This window comes from Jhaorihella thermophila, assembly GCF_900108275.1.
GTDB lineage: Bacteria > Pseudomonadota > Alphaproteobacteria > Rhodobacterales > Rhodobacteraceae > Jhaorihella > Jhaorihella thermophila.
Genome location: NZ_FNVD01000023.1, coordinates 1 through 13,837 on the forward strand (window position 1 = coordinate 1; position 13,837 = coordinate 13,837).

12 protein-coding genes are annotated in these 13,837 nt (G+C 65.4%); 5 read left to right on the forward strand and 7 right to left on the reverse strand.

Translation table 11 applies throughout. The features are described 5' to 3' along the window. A partial coding sequence (locus C4S70_RS16380; protein ID WP_200822789.1) for a phage tail protein occupies positions 1-1,656 on the forward strand: 1,656 nt, incomplete at its 5' end. 7 nt (positions 1,657-1,663) lie between these two features. Then, positions 1,664-2,734, forward strand: coding sequence for a DUF2793 domain-containing protein (locus tag C4S70_RS16385; RefSeq protein ID WP_104009184.1), 1,071 nt, complete (start codon positions 1,664-1,666; stop codon positions 2,732-2,734). A gap of 25 nt (positions 2,735-2,759) precedes the next feature. Here the strand turns inward: C4S70_RS16385 and C4S70_RS16390 are convergent, their stop codons facing one another. The 4 genes from C4S70_RS16390 to C4S70_RS16405 are packed head-to-tail and all read right to left on the reverse strand — an operon-like array spanning position 2,760 to position 7,991. Next, positions 2,760-3,575 carry a universal stress protein gene (locus C4S70_RS16390; RefSeq protein ID WP_104009185.1) on the reverse strand — a complete coding sequence of 272 codons (816 nt, stop codon included), beginning with the start codon at positions 3,573-3,575 and terminating at the stop codon, positions 2,760-2,762. Position 3,576: 1 nt separating this feature from the next. Then, complete coding sequence (locus C4S70_RS16395) at positions 3,577-6,333, reverse strand: HAD-IC family P-type ATPase (protein WP_200822790.1); 2,757 nt, start codon at positions 6,331-6,333, stop codon at positions 3,577-3,579. A gap of 60 nt (positions 6,334-6,393) precedes the next feature. Then, positions 6,394-6,981 carry an exopolysaccharide biosynthesis protein gene (locus C4S70_RS16400; protein WP_104009187.1) on the reverse strand — a complete coding sequence of 196 codons (588 nt, stop codon included), beginning with the start codon at positions 6,979-6,981 and terminating at the stop codon, positions 6,394-6,396. A gap of 47 nt (positions 6,982-7,028) precedes the next feature. After that, positions 7,029-7,991 carry a sodium-dependent bicarbonate transport family permease gene (locus tag C4S70_RS16405; RefSeq protein WP_104009188.1) on the reverse strand — a complete coding sequence of 321 codons (963 nt, stop codon included), beginning with the start codon at positions 7,989-7,991 and terminating at the stop codon, positions 7,029-7,031. A gap of 93 nt (positions 7,992-8,084) precedes the next feature. On the opposite strand from C4S70_RS16405, the gene C4S70_RS16410 reads away from it, so the two are divergent. From C4S70_RS16410 to C4S70_RS16420, 3 genes are all read left to right on the forward strand, one after another. Beyond that, positions 8,085-8,996 (forward strand): hydrogen peroxide-inducible genes activator, encoded by a 912-nt coding sequence (locus C4S70_RS16410; protein ID WP_104009189.1) that lies wholly within the window; start codon positions 8,085-8,087, stop codon positions 8,994-8,996. A gap of 94 nt (positions 8,997-9,090) precedes the next feature. After that, positions 9,091-9,321 carry a TFIIB-type zinc ribbon-containing protein gene (locus C4S70_RS16415; RefSeq protein ID WP_104009190.1) on the forward strand — a complete coding sequence of 77 codons (231 nt, stop codon included), beginning with the start codon at positions 9,091-9,093 and terminating at the stop codon, positions 9,319-9,321. Positions 9,322-9,352: 31 nt separating this feature from the next. Next, complete coding sequence (locus C4S70_RS16420) at positions 9,353-9,814, forward strand: pentapeptide repeat-containing protein (RefSeq protein ID WP_235003862.1); 462 nt, start codon at positions 9,353-9,355, stop codon at positions 9,812-9,814. Positions 9,815-9,838: 24 nt separating this feature from the next. Here C4S70_RS16420 and C4S70_RS16425 read toward each other — a convergent pair whose 3' ends face one another. The 3 genes from C4S70_RS16425 to C4S70_RS16435 are packed head-to-tail and all read right to left on the reverse strand — an operon-like array spanning position 9,839 to position 13,788. Continuing rightward, a complete protein-coding gene (locus C4S70_RS16425; protein WP_104009192.1) occupies positions 9,839-10,459 on the reverse strand; it encodes an exopolysaccharide biosynthesis protein in 621 nt (206 codons plus the stop codon). Between the two features lie 54 nt (positions 10,460-10,513). Further along, on the reverse strand, positions 10,514-12,727 hold the full coding sequence (locus C4S70_RS16430) for a glycosyltransferase (protein WP_104009193.1): 2,214 nt from the start codon (positions 12,725-12,727) through the stop codon (positions 10,514-10,516). Then, positions 12,724-13,788, reverse strand: coding sequence for a lysylphosphatidylglycerol synthase transmembrane domain-containing protein (locus C4S70_RS16435; RefSeq protein ID WP_104009194.1), 1,065 nt, complete (start codon positions 13,786-13,788; stop codon positions 12,724-12,726). The genes C4S70_RS16430 and C4S70_RS16435 overlap by 4 nt, the downstream gene beginning before the upstream one ends. Between the last annotated feature and the right edge of the window lie 49 nt (positions 13,789-13,837).

Genomic DNA, 13,837 nt, shown 5'->3' on the forward strand with positions numbered 1-13,837 from the left:
CTCGGCGCGGTCTCGCTCGCCGCGCTCGTGCGTCATCTCTGCCTGCGCGCCGGGCTGGCGGAGGAGCGGATCGACGTCTCCGGCCTCTGGGGCGCGGTCGAAGGGTTGGTAATCCCCGCCATCGAAAGCCCCCGCACCACGATCTCCATGCTCGCCCGCCATTTCGGCTTCGATGCCGTCGAGAGCGAGGGTGTGATCCGCTTCCGCATGCGCGGAACGGCACCGGTTGCCACGATCACGCCCGATGATCTCATCGCGGGCGAGGCCGAGGACATCGAGCGCACGCGCGGCCAGGAGACTGAACTGCCCCAGGTGCTGCGCTGGAGCGTGGCGCGCGCCGACGAGGACTATGACAGCGCCCTTGTCGAGGCCCGGCGCGTCACCACCGGCGCGGTGCGCGTCACTGCCGAGAGCTTTCCCGTTGCGGTCGCCCCCGAGGAGGCCGAGCGCCGCTGCCGCCGTGCTCTGATGGAAACGTGGACGGCGCGCGAACGGGCGAGCTTTACCCTGCCACCCTCGTGCCTCGCGCTGGATACGGGCGACGTGCTGCTGTTCGAGGACGGAACGACCACCGAGTTCCGCCTCACCCGCATCGCCGATGGGCTCGCCCGGCGCATCGAGGCCAACCGGCAGGATCGCGAGGTCTACGACCTGCCGCCCGGGGCACAGCGCGTGGCTGCCGTCGCCCGCTCCGTGCCCCTCGGCGCGCCCGAGGTGGCGATCCTCGATCTGCCGCAGCTGACCAGCGCCCACACGCCACCGCGCCCCCTCATTGCCATCGATGCCGATCCCTGGTCGGGCACTATCGCGGTTCTGCGCAGTCCCGAAACATCGGGCTGGGCGAGCTTCGCCACCATCACCCGCCGCGCGCGGATCGGAACGCTTGTCAGCGATCTTCCCACTGGACCTGTGTGGCGCTGGGACCGGGGTTCGGTGCTCGAGATTAGCCTTCCCTGGGGCCAGTTGGAAAGCGCCACCGATCTGCAGCTCTTTGCCGGAGCCAACGCCTTTGCCGTGGAGAGCGCGCCCGGAACCTGGGAAGTCCTGCAGGCCCGAGACGTTGCGCTCATCGCCCTCGGCCGCTATCGCCTGACCACGCTCCTGCGCGGCCAGCGCGGGACCGAAGCCGCCATCAGCAATCCGGCGCCCGCCGGGGCGCGGGTCGTGGTCTTGGATGCGGCCGTTACAGAGCTACCGTTCACAACAGGCGAGATCGGCCTGCCATGGAACCTCGCCGTGGGGCCGGCCACCCGGCCCGTGTCGGACCCGAGTTACACAACGCTGTCGCTCACGCCCTCGGCTGCCTCGCTTCGGCCCTTCGCGCCGGTGCACCTCGGGGCGAAGGCCGAGCCGTCAGGCGACATCACCCTCACCTGGATCCGCCGTTCCCGCGACCCGGCGGCCGACAGCTGGGAAGCCAGCGAGGTGCCGCGCCTCGACCAGCCGGAAGCCTGGGAGATCGACCTTCTCGACGGCGCAACCGTCAAGCGCACGCTGACGGCGGGCACGGCTACGGTCACCTACAGCACCGCCGACCAGATCGCCGACTGGGGCGCAACGCTCGCACCGGGTGCCGCGATGACCATCCGTGTGGCCCAACTCTCGCCCTCGCTCGGCCGGGGCATGCCCGCCGAGACCACGCTCACCATCGCATGAGGCATCCATGACCACACCGAACCTGGCTTTGCCCTACATCGCCGCCGCGCAGGCGCAGAAGCACGTCACCCACAATGCGGCGCTCGATCTGCTCGATGGCCTCGTCCAGCTTTCCGTCAAAGACCGGGATCTCGCCGCGCCACCCGCGAACCCCACCGAGGGCGAGCGCTACATCGTCGCCACCGGCGCCACCGGGGGATGGGCCGGTTGGGACGGTGACGTGGCGCTGTTTTCTGGCGGGGCGTGGCTGCGACTGTCCCCGCAACCGGGCTGGCGGGTCTGGATCGAGGACGAGGCGGTTCTGCTGGTCTTCGATGGCACGGCCTGGATCGGCGTCACGCCGGATGCGTTGCAAGGCCTCACCCGGCTGGGTCTCGGCACGACTGCCGATGCCGCCAACAAGTTTTCGGCCAAGGTGAACGGGGCACTCTGGACCGCACTCACCGCGCCCGAGGGCGGCAGTGGCGATCTGCGCCTCACGCACAATAAGGAAACCGCCGCTGGGGTTCTGTCCTTCCTGCTGCAGTCAGGGTTTTCCGGCCGGGCCGAGCTTGGTCTCATCGGCACCGACGACCTGACCCTGAAAGTGAGCCCCGATGGCACGGCCTGGCGCGACGCGCTCACCGTCGATCGCGCCACCGGCATCGTGAACCAGCCGCGAAGCCCGCGTTTCAAGGCCTACACCAACTACGACAATTACGTCGCGCTCGCCACCTGGACGAAAATCGGCATCAACACGGTGGAGGCCAACGACCAGGGCGCCTTCGACCCCGCCACCAATCTCTTCACCGCGCCGGTTGCCGGCACCTACCTCTTCGGCGCGAGCCTGCTCTACAAGGTCAATGCCAGCACCTCGGCGCGGATGCGCGGGCGCCTGGTCCTGAACGGCACCACCGAGATCCGGGGCTCGTTCGGCGAGGTATCGAGCGCCCACAAGTCGCTCGCCACCGCGCTCTGGCTGCAGACCGTGGTACCGCTCGCCGGCGGCGAAACCGTCGAACTGCAGGGGTATTTCCGCGCGGCGGACGGGTATTTCGCGGCGGATCACACGTCGTTCTGGGGGGCGAAGATCGGCTGAAGCCATGTCACTGGGCGTCGCATCACTATCGCTGTCCAAGAAGCGTATCGCTCCGCAGGTGAGCCATCAGCAAGCCGGAGTGGCTGCCCCGCTCCAGCGCAAGCAGGCCGGGCTTCTCCGAGCGGCCGAAGGCGCAAAGATCAGGTTTCCACTCCCGTTCGGCCGCGATCATGGCCGACAGGATGTCGTCGCCCGCCATTTGCAGATCCGCCTTGGGCCGCGGCGCGCCGGCAGCGGCGGCATGTGCGTCGAGCACGCGGTCGAACGCCGCTTGAACGGTTTTCGCGTCCGCCCTGGCCGGATCCACATCGCCCGCCGCGAACAGGCCCAGAACCTGCGCACCAGGTGCGAATTGAAGGGCGGTCGCGAGGGCCGCGCCGGCCCGCGCCGAGCCGTCGAAGGCCACGAGCACATGCCGGTAGGGCCCGACCGGCCGCCGCTTCACGACCAGCAGCGGAACGCGCGACGCGGCCGCGATACGGTCTGCAAGGCTTCCCAGAATGATCTTGCCCAGGGTGTAGTCCCGGCCCGTTCCGGTCACGACCAGGTCGGGTTTCTCGCGGTCGAGGTGCTCGGGCAGGACGTCTCCGGCATCACCTTCAAGCGTCGTCCACCGCGCCGGCAACGGTCGCGCCAGGGCCAGTGCGGTTCGCAGATACCCTTGCGCATCGACAAACAGCGCGCCTTCCTCCTCGGTGCGCGCGCGGTCGGCGGGCGAGGCCGGATCCACCGCGTGGGTGATCGCCAGTTCCCCTCCGCAGGCATCGGCCACCAGCGCGGCGCGGTCGAGCGCCCGGTCAGAGCGCGGATGCAGGTCGGTGAGGATCTCGATATGCTTCATGTCAGCCCCGTTCCATCGCCCTTTCCGTTTTCCGCCCTTCGTGACGCCCGGAATTGCCCAGCCGCAGGCGGATCTGCTTTTCCAACTCGACGATGGCGAAGAAGGCCATGCCGACACCGATCACGATCGCGCCATCCATCAGCGCCACGGGGCGCGTGGCGAACACCGTGTGCATGAATGGCGCGTAGGTGAAAACGAACTGCCCGAGGACCGCCACGCCCACCGTGATCCAGACTGCCGGCGTGCCCCGCGCCGCTTCCCAGGTCAGCGAGGTGGTATAGTAGTTGCGGATGTAGAACAGGTGGAAGATCTTCAGCACGATCAGCTGATTGACGCAAAGCGTCCGCGCCAGCTCGATGGGGTATCCCCGATCAGTGGCGTAGTTGAACATCGCGTAGATCGCGGTCAGAAACAGCACCGAGACAAGGGCGACATGCCAGACCAGTTCGCCGTTCAGGATGGGGGCGTTCACCGGACGCGGCGGCCGGCGCATCACGTCGCCCTCGGCGCGCTCGAAGGCCAGCGCCAGACCCAGCGAACCCGCCGAGACGAGGTTCACCCAGAGGATCTGCAGCGGCGAGAACGGCAGGGCCAGCCCCGCCAGCAGGGCGACGATCACGGCCGAAGCCTCGCCCGCATTGGTGGGCAGGGTCCAACTGATGACCTTGCGGATGTTGTCGAACACGGTGCGGCCCTCGCGCACTGCCGCCGCGATCGAGGCGAAGTTGTCGTCGGTCAGCACCAGGTCGGCCACCTCCTTGGCCGCGTCCGAGCCGGTGATGCCCATGGCCACGCCGGCATCGGCGCGCTTGAGCGCGGGGGCGTCGTTCACACCGTCGCCGGTCATGGCCACGATCTCTCCGCTGGCCTGCAAGGCCATGACAAGCCGCAGCTTGTGTTCGGGCGTGGTGCGGGCAAAGACGTTGGTCAGCCGCGCCTGCTCGACCAGGAGCGCATCGTCGAGCCGGTCAAGGTCTCGTCCCGTCAGCACGCGCTCGGGTGCCGCAATGCCGATCTTCGCGGCGATGGCCGCGGCGGTTGCGGCGTGATCGCCGGTTATCATCTTCACCGCGATGCCGGCGCTCTGGCACTCGGCCACGGCGGCGATCGCCTCGGCGCGCGGCGGGTCGATCAGCCCGACGAGGCCAAGCAGGGTCAGGCCGCCGGTCAGGGTTTCGGGGGTGGGACGTTCGTCCTCTTCCGCCTCGCGGCGCGCAAGGGCGATCACCCGCAAACCCTCTCCGGCCATGCGCTCGGTCTCGGCCTGCCAGAACGCAAGTTCGAGCGGGCGCGCGCCGTCCCCGGGCGCCACCTCGTGTTCGCAAAGCGCCAGAACCGCTTCCGGCGCGCCCTTGACGTGCAAGCGGGCCCTGCCGTCGGGCATCTTGTCGAGCGTGGCCATGTAGCGGTGCGCGGCGTCGAAGGGGATCACCGCCAGCCGGGCGATGCCCCGCCGCTCCTCCAACCGCCCGGCCTTTTCGGCCAGCACCAGAAGCGCGGCCTCCATCGGGTCTCCGGTGATCGCGCGGCCGTCCGGGCCATCGACGAGCGCGCTGTCGTTGCAGGCCATGCCGGCTTCGATGAGCGCGGCCAATGCGGTATCCTCGCCGTGCGCGCCGGCTTCGGGGAGAATCTCGCCATCCGGCAGGTAGCCGTCGCCCGTCACCCTGTAGCGGCCGGCGGGTAAGGCAAGGGCGGCGGCCATCATCTCGTTGCGGGTCAGCGTGCCGGTCTTGTCGGTGCAGATCACCGTCAGAGCGCCGAGCGTCTCGATCGCCGGCAGGCGGCGGACGATGGCATGGCGGTCGGCCATCTGGCGCACGCCCACGGCGAGCGTGATGGTCAGAACCGCCGGCAGGCCCTCGGGGATCGCCGCGACCGCGAGCCCGACGACGGTCATGAACAGCTCTTCGAACGGGTGGTGCTGGACGAAATGGCCGTAGATCAGAAGCAGCCCCGCGCCGAACAGAATCAGCGCCGTGATCCAGCGGGCAAAGGCGTCCATCTTGCGCAACAGCGGCGTGGTCAGTTCCTCAACCGCGCCCAGCATCCCGCTGATCCGGCCGATCTCGGTCGCGCTGCCGGTCGCGGTCACGACCGCGCGGCCCTGTCCGGCGACGATGAGCGTGCCCGAGAACAGCATCCCCCTGCGCTCGCCCAGCGGGGCGTCTTCGGCGACCGCCTCGGTGGATTTCTCGACCGGCACGGATTCGCCCGTGAGGATCGCTTCCTGCGCCTTCAGGCGGCTGGCCTCGATCAGCCGGGCGTCGGCCGGCACACGGTCGCCGGCCTCGACCAGGATCACGTCGCCGGGAACGAGTTGTTCGGCCGGGACGCGCAGCCGCTGGCCGTCGCGCAGCACCGTGGCCTGCGGCGCCAGCATCCTGTGCAGTGCGGCGATGGCGGCCTCGGCGCGGCCTTCCTGCACGAAGCCGATGATTGCGTTGACCAGCACCACGGCGAGGATCACCCCGGTGTCGATCCAGTGGCCGAGCCCTGAGGTGATCGCCGCGGCAGCGAGCAGGACGTAGATCAGCAGGTTGTTGAACTGCCGCAGGAAGCGGCGCAGCGGGCCGGCGCGCCGGCCCTCGGGCAGCGCATTCGGCCCGTATCGCGCCAGCCGTGTCGAGGCTTCCCCCTGCGACAAGCCATCGGGCGATGATTCGAGCGCGACCAGCGCGTCGAGGCTTTCCGTGGCGTGCCATTTCCCACCGGCTTCGACGGTAGTGGGGCGTTCGACGGCGGGCGGTTGGTGCATCGGCCGGCTCATGGTCCTGTTGGTTCAAATCCGGTTGTCATGTCGTATCTGGAGGAAGCCTCACTTCACGCCGTTGAGTATGCCCCACCATGCCGCCGCCAGTATGGCCATGGCTGCGGAGAAAAGCACGAAACCCGCCATCAGGAACAGTCCGTCCCGTTGCAGGAGCCCCACGGCAAGGGCCGTGGCCGCTATCGCGGGGGGAATGTTGCCGATGAACGGAATGGGCAACAGCATGGTGAAGCCGCAGACCGCGCAAAGGATTGCGGTGATCGTGCGGCCCGGCGCGCCGGCTGCCCATTCGTGCCGCGGATGCGTGAGCCGCTCGAGGCGCAGGACCAGCGGCAGCGCCTTGTCCAGCATCCGCTGCAGGTCGGCGCGCGCGATGGTGCGAGCGCCAAGGAAACGCGGCAACCAAAGGCTGCGGCCGGGCCATAGAAGCAGTTGCAGCGAGACCAGCAGGATCGCGGTTCCGAACGCGGTCGGGATGCCATAGGGCATCGGCAGCGTGCAGGGCAGCGCGAACAGCAGGATCGCCAGCCCGTGCGCGCGGTTGCCAAGGCGCTCGATGATCTCGTCAATGGTGACCTCTTCGCCGGCAAGGTCGGCAATCACCGCCTCAAGATGCTCCGAGATTCCTGTCGCCACGTCCTGTCTCCATGCTCGCCCCGTCTAATGATCCGCGATATGCCGCGTCACAAGGCCAATGTCAGGTAGATGGGCAAGCCGATGGTGATGTTGAAGGGGAATGTCAGCCCAAGCGACAGGGTGACGTAGATGCCGGCCTCGGCGTTGGGCACTGCAATCCGCATCGCTGCCGGTACGGCGATGTAAGAGGCCGAGGCGCCCAGGACCATCAGCAGGAACAGGTTGCCCCCCGCCATGCCGACAACCGACCCAAGCGCCCAAGCTGAAAGGGCACCCAGGATCGGCATCACCACCCCGAAAAGGAACAGGCCGGGGGAAAGGAGCCGGCGATGCGCCAGAAGGCTGCCGCCGGCGACCAGACCCATGTCCAGCAGGAACAGGCAGAGGATGCCGGTAAAGGGCGTGACGACGAAGGGCGCGATCAGTTCCAATCCCTCACCGCCGGTAATGGCACCGATGGCAAACGAACCCGTCAGCAGAACGATCGAACCGTTGGCCAAAAGATCGCGGCCAAGCCCGACGGTCCTGGGCTCGTTGCTGCCAAAGCGATGCACCAGCCACAGCGCCGAAAGGATCGCCGGGACCTCCATCGCGGCGGCAACGGCGACCATGTAGCCGTCATGCGCAACGCCGGTCAGGTCCAGAATGCTTACCGCCGTGACGAAGGTGACGATCGAGATCGACCCGTAGTGGCCCGCCACCGCCGCCGCGTTCACCGGATCCAGCCTGGTCATCATTCGCAGTAGCAGATAGGCGAGGAACGGCAGGGCGAAGGACAGGAACACGCCGACGCCGATGGCCACGAACAGGTCGGCCGTGGGTCCGTGCGCGGCAAGGCTCGCGCCGCCTTTGAAGCCGATCGCGAGCAAAAGGTAGAGCGACATGAATTTCGCAGCACCGGCAGGTATCGACAGATCGCTGCGCGCCAGCGCTGCGATAAATCCCAGCACAAAGAACAGGATCGTGGGGACAAGGAGGTTGTTGGAAAGGGTTTCGAGCATGTGCTGCATGTGAATCTCCGTGACGTTTGGCTGCACATGCCTTGACCGGAAAGAGAGCGGAAATATAAACTAAACGTAATTGTGATAGCTTCAGGCTATGTAATGCGCCCGACCTTGCGACAGCTGGAATACATAACGGCGGTGGCCCGACTGGGGCGCTTCAATCTGGCCGCCGAGGCGCTCAACGTCAGCCAGCCCAGCCTCTCCGCCCAGATCGCCGAGGTCGAGCGCGACCTTGGCGTGCGCCTGTTCGAGCGCAGCCGGTCCGGCGTGCAACTGACGGGCAAGGGCGCCGAGGTCGTGCGGCGCGCCCAAGGCATCTTGCGTGCCGTCGAAGATCTCCGCGCCAGCGTGGCGGGCGAGGTTCCGTTCGGCGGGCGGCTTCGCCTGGGGGTTCTGCCCTCGATCGGGCCGTGGCTCCTTCCCAGGGTCGTCGCCCATGTTCACCAGAACTTTCCGAACCTGCGCGTGGTCGTGCGTGAGGAGCCGACGCAAGACCTCGAACAGGGGCTGCGATCAGGTCGATTCGACCGGATCATCTCGACGCCCGAAGACCATCCCGGAACGCTGCAGCAAACGCTCTTCTCTGAACACTTGTACATTCTGGTGGCCAGGGACGATCCGTTGGCTCGCGGAAGCGGCGCGGTGGATCCGGCAGAGCTGCGTGGCCGAATCTTCCTGACGCTTGACGCGCGCCATCGGCTGGCGCGCATGGTCTATGCGCTGGCATCTGACTGCGGGGGCATGATTTCCGACGAATACGAGGGCACAAGCCTGGATTCGATCCTGATGATGGCGGCTTCAGGCGCGGGTGTGGCCATCGTTCCTCAGCTCTATGCCGGTCGCCAGGCGGTGCACGACCCGGAGGTGGTGGTTCGGCCATTGGGCTTGCCGTCGGCCAGGCGTGAAATCGCCCTGATCCGGAACGGTTCGGAACGATCCCCAAACAGCGACGGCGATCTTCTGTTTCTGGCGCTCAGGGACGAGGCCCGGCGGCTGGGGCTGGGCTCATGATGCCGACCCGCAAGATTTTTTTTCCTCCCATCTTGTGGAAATCAATTGCCGTGCCATTTGACAAAGGCAAACTGGGCCGGAAAGGAGAATTCCGATGAAATGTCCGATTGACGGAGAACCGCTGGTCATGACCGAACGCAGCGGCGTCGAGATCGATTATTGCCCGAAATGCCGCGGCGTCTGGCTGGACCGTGGTGAACTGGACAAGATCATCGAGCGGGCCGGACCTGCCGCCCCGGCGCAAGATTATCGGCATGACACGCATGGCCAGCGGCCCTATAAGAAAAAGCGCGCATCCTTCCTCGGAGATCTGTTCGATTTCTGAGGTGGGAGCGAATCATTCGCGAGGGGCGACGTTGAAACACTCGAAATCCAGGGCCCGGGGTCAAGCGCTCGGGGCTCTTCTTGCGCTTTTCGCGGCTATTCCAGCGTTGGCGCAACAGGCGGGCTATGCCTCGAAATTGCGCATGCTCGGCGAGTGTCGTGGATGCGGTTTCGAAGGTCTGGATTTGTCGGAACGCAAACTGACAGGAATGGACCTCACCGAAGCGACCTTGCGGGATATCGATTTCGGTGGCGCGGAGCTCAATATCGCGCTTTTCGATTTCGCGGTGATCGAGAATGTCTCGTTCGACGGAGCCGACCTCGGCGGAGCGAGTTTCCGGGCGGCACGGCTCATCAACGTGACATTCGAAGGCGCGGATCTGCAGGCCACTGACTTCGAGGACGCCATTCTCGAGAACACCGACCTCACGCCGGGGCGGTTCTGTCTTACGCAGATGCCGAACGAAAGCACAAACAGCACCGAGTGCGACTGATCATTCGGCGCCCGCGGAACGTGATCAGTCGACAAGCGTTTCGGCTGCGGCCGCAAGCGAACTGATCATCACCGCCGTCAGAAGTATCGACATCATCCCGAGGCATAGCCCGATCCCGGCGACCAGCCCATCGCGTTCCAGAAGTCCCACGCCGAAGACGAAGAGCGAAATGGCCGGAAACCAGCCGGTCAATGGCACCGGCAGGAACAGGGCAAATGAAATCGCGGACAGAACAATGCCCAATGCCTGTGGCTGCCGATCCAGGAATACGCTTTCGTATCTCGTATCGAGTATCCTTTCCAGGCGCCGCGTGATCGGGCTCAGGCGGAGGACGGTGCGCCTGAGACCCGGTTCGTCGATTTTCAGTCGCGAAAGCCTGCCGGGAAGACGGACACTGGGGTAGCCGAGAGCCATCTGACCCGTCGTCAGAAGGAGAGGCAGGGCCGTGATCAGGGATGATCCCGGTGGCAAGGGCAGAAGCGTGACAAGCGAAAAGAGAACAATCGCCCATCCGAAAGAGGTTTCACCCAGGGCCTTGAGCAAGCCACCAAGCGTCAGGGACCCATCGCGGTTTTGCCCGCGAGCGGTCCGGATAATGGGCAGGGACAACGAGGCCCGACGGCGCATGGTGTGACTTTCGATCATGATCTCTTGTGCCCCTCTCGACAGAGATGGGCGTACTTGCACACGAATTCCATCCTAGTGCTCTTTCCCTGCGCGCTCCCATGCGCCGATCGCAATCAAGTAGACCCTGGCGATATCGGCGGCGAACCGCTCAATTGAATGGGTCTGCGCCTCCTCGAGCGCGGCGCGCGCCATTTTCTGGCGTTCGGACCGGTTCACGAGCAGGGCGTGCACGGCGTCTGTCCAGGCGTCCAGGTCTTCTTCCGTCAGCATTCCCGTCCGGCGGTTCTGAACGAAGGCGTCGACCCCGGTCGCATTCACGGCCACGACCGGAAGGCCTGCGGCCATGGCTTCCAGGATGACCATTCCTTGTGTCTCGGACACCGAGGTGAAGACGAAGAGCTGCGCCAGGGCGAGATAGGCGGGGATGTCCTGCATCGGCACGCTTCCGACCAGCCTGACCTCCGAGGTCAATCCGGCATCGCGGATGGTGCTGGTCAGCCGCGCCCGTTCGTCACCGTCGCCGATGATCAGCAGTCGAAACGGCGGGGCTTGACGGGCCTTGAGCTCTTTCATCGCCGCGATCAGGAAGTCGAGGTTCTTTTCCTTCGAGAGTCGCGCGATGGTGACCAGGATCCTTCGTCCGTCCGGGTTGAAGCGTGCGGCAAGCTCTGCAAGCTGCGTCGGATTTCTCCGCCGGAACCGTTCGACCTCGATACCGGTCGGGTGCACGTGCACGGGCCGGTCCACCCCGATCAGATGGATGTAGTCCCGTATAATGGGTGTCGGAACGATGATCTCGTCGCACCGGTTGGCGAAACGCCGCACCAGCCAATGCGCGATCACGTTCCGGAAGAGCGCGCCGGGCAAGGGGATGGCGTGGGCGAGCTGTTCCAGCCGGGTATGATAGGTGAAGACCGAGGGCACCTTCAGTTTTCGGGCCATCCGAAGCCCGAGTGAGCCAAGCCAGTAGGGATGGTGGAGGTGAACGACGTCGGGCTGGAATTCACGTACCGTGCGCCAGGTTTGACGGTGGAAAGGGTTTGCCAGACGAAAAGCTGCGCCCAGACTGATCAGGATGGGAATGCGGAAAACGCCCGCTTCCGGGCGTTGGTCATCATAGCTCGGCGCGCACAACAACACCTCGTGCCCCTGTCGTTCCAGACCCGTCTTCAGCCTGTTGACGGAGACAGCCACGCCATTGATGGAGGGCAGATAGGTGTTGGTGAACATGGCGATGCGAAGCGGGCGACCGGGATCGACCGGCACGCGCAGATCGTAATCCGGGTAGTAGCGGCGTTCCCTGAACAGCCGATTGTAGAGATACATCGCCGTCAGAACGAAAGCCGAGAAGATCGCGAGGAAATTGAGCCAGCCAACGTAGAACAGGGAATAGACGAAGAACCAGAGCCCCTCGACCCTCTGTGCGAGCGGTGTGGGGGCGGTGTCGATGCGAACCAGGTCGGCCTGGATGCCGTCCCGATCCGCGCTCAGATCGAGGTAGTGATAGAAGCTCGTCTCGTCGTTGACGACGAAGCCGCCGGCGCCTCCGGTGACGATGTGCCGGATCCCGTCCACGACCTGGTCCGAGTAGGTCGCGGCACCCGCCGAGATCACCATGTCCACGCCAAGGCGGCGGAAGAGCCCGAGGAGCCTGTCCCGATCATCCGGTTCGGACCAGGCGCCGCGGTCGGGCTCGAAGAGGGTCTCATGTTCGGGGGCGACGAGCGGATGACCCACGAAGACGATCACGGGCCTTGTTTCCTCGGACTGCAGAATGTCGCGCAGCCATCGTTCCTGCCAGTCGGTGGGAGTGTGTCCCGTGGCGTCAAGAAACACGAGACGTGCTTGCGGAAGCGCGATCGAATAGAAATGCGGTCCGAACCGCTGGTAGAACCGGGTGCTTCCGAACTCCTCGAACTCGTTTTCGCCGAAGGTCAGGAGATAGGGAATGTCGAGGTGAGAGAGGATCTGGAGGATGGAGCGGTATTTGTCCTCGCCGCCGCCGCTGACGATATTGCCCGCAGAGACGACGAAATCCACGTCCGATGCGTTGATCCGCGGGATCACCTCCCGTTCCAGCATGCCGATGGAATTATTGCCCTCGCCGACGACGGCGAACCTCAGCGGTCCGCCCTCGGCTGCGACCGCCTCGATCTTGTCAATCTGCCGCACAAGCAGCGCGCTTGCATCGGGTGCCGCGGCATAGAGATAGGCGCGGTAGGCGGCGATCGCCAGGACAATGGCGAGATTGGCATAGAAGAAGAGGGAGAGAAGCGCGCGGTTCATCCGGTTCCGGTCCTTGGACGCAGGACGTAGGCCGATACGACCATCCCGATGCCCATGCCGAGATAGATGACCAGGAACCGCCAGGCGAAGACGACGAGCAGCAGGTCGGCCGGTGCCATTTGGCTCGCCATGAACCCGGCGAAGGCCAGTTCCGCCAGGCCCGCGCCGCCCGGGGTCGGAGCGAAATACATCAGGAAGGTCACGACCGACATCGTGCCGATCACCGTCATCCAGTCGACATCGTAATCGAGCAACTCGAGAAGAAGCGCCGGGAAAGCGAACAACGTCACGAGAAAGACGAGCGTCGAGATCACGGCAGCGGCGGCATCGCGCCGTGATCCACCGACAAACCTGGAAAAGCCGCTTGCGAACTCGGCGGTCTCCCGGCGGACCGTGCTGACCCCTTGGTCTTTTCGTTCCTCACCAATGAGGCGCAGGCGACAGGCGAGGCCGAGCAGGGTTCCAATCAGCGTCGCCATCCAGAACGGACGACGCAGCACCAGGATGAAGCCGACGAGATAAAGCCCGCTGAAGCCTGACAGGGACTGCATCGTGATCCGCGCGATCTCGCTGTTGGACGCATCGGGATGAAGGAACTGAAACGCGGGAGCGGCGATGAAGATCATCAACATCGCCAGAATGGTGCGGATCGACGTTGCGGCGGCCGAGGCGCCAACCGACACGCCGTGCCTTTGCAGATACCACACCTGCGCGAAGCCGCCGCCGGTGGCGAGGGGGGTGATGTTCGAAAACAGGAAATTGATGAAGACAAGGGGGAAAATCTCGCGGATTTTCACCCTCGATCCGATTGTCCTGAGCACGAAAAAGAGCCGAAGCCCGTCCGAGGCGAAATAGACAAGCAGGAAAAGCAGGATCGACGCGATGGCTGTCGGCTGGACCAGTCTCGCGTCGAAGCGCGGCGGAGGCCCGTCGAAAACCACTGAGAGAGCGGCAAATCCAGCGGCCGACAGTCCCACGAACAGGAGCGCATACAGAAGCCAAGTGGCAGGCGAGCTGCCCATATGCCGTGGTTCGACGTTTTGCCTGGTTTCGTCCTGCACCAGGGGATCCTTTCACCGTCCATCGGCAAATATTTGCGTCGTGGATGAA

What these genes read in the sequence shown, in the direction of transcription:
- C4S70_RS16425 (WP_104009192.1), bottom strand. Translation starts at nt 10,459, where the DNA reads ATGATCGAAAGTCACACCATGCGCCGTCGGGCCTCGTTGTCCCTGCCC.
- C4S70_RS16430 (WP_104009193.1), bottom strand. Translation starts at nt 12,727, where the DNA reads ATGAACCGCGCGCTTCTCTCCCTCTTCTTCTATGCCAATCTCGCCATT.
- C4S70_RS16395 (WP_200822790.1), bottom strand. Translation starts at nt 6,333, where the DNA reads ATGCACCAACCGCCCGCCGTCGAACGCCCCACTACCGTCGAAGCCGGT.
- C4S70_RS16385 (WP_104009184.1), top strand. Translation starts at nt 1,664, where the DNA reads ATGACCACACCGAACCTGGCTTTGCCCTACATCGCCGCCGCGCAGGCG.
- C4S70_RS16405 (WP_104009188.1), bottom strand. Translation starts at nt 7,991, where the DNA reads ATGCAGCACATGCTCGAAACCCTTTCCAACAACCTCCTTGTCCCCACG.
- C4S70_RS16390 (WP_104009185.1), bottom strand. Translation starts at nt 3,575, where the DNA reads ATGAAGCATATCGAGATCCTCACCGACCTGCATCCGCGCTCTGACCGG.
- C4S70_RS16415 (WP_104009190.1), top strand. Translation starts at nt 9,091, where the DNA reads ATGAAATGTCCGATTGACGGAGAACCGCTGGTCATGACCGAACGCAGC.
- C4S70_RS16410 (WP_104009189.1), top strand. Translation starts at nt 8,085, where the DNA reads ATGCGCCCGACCTTGCGACAGCTGGAATACATAACGGCGGTGGCCCGA.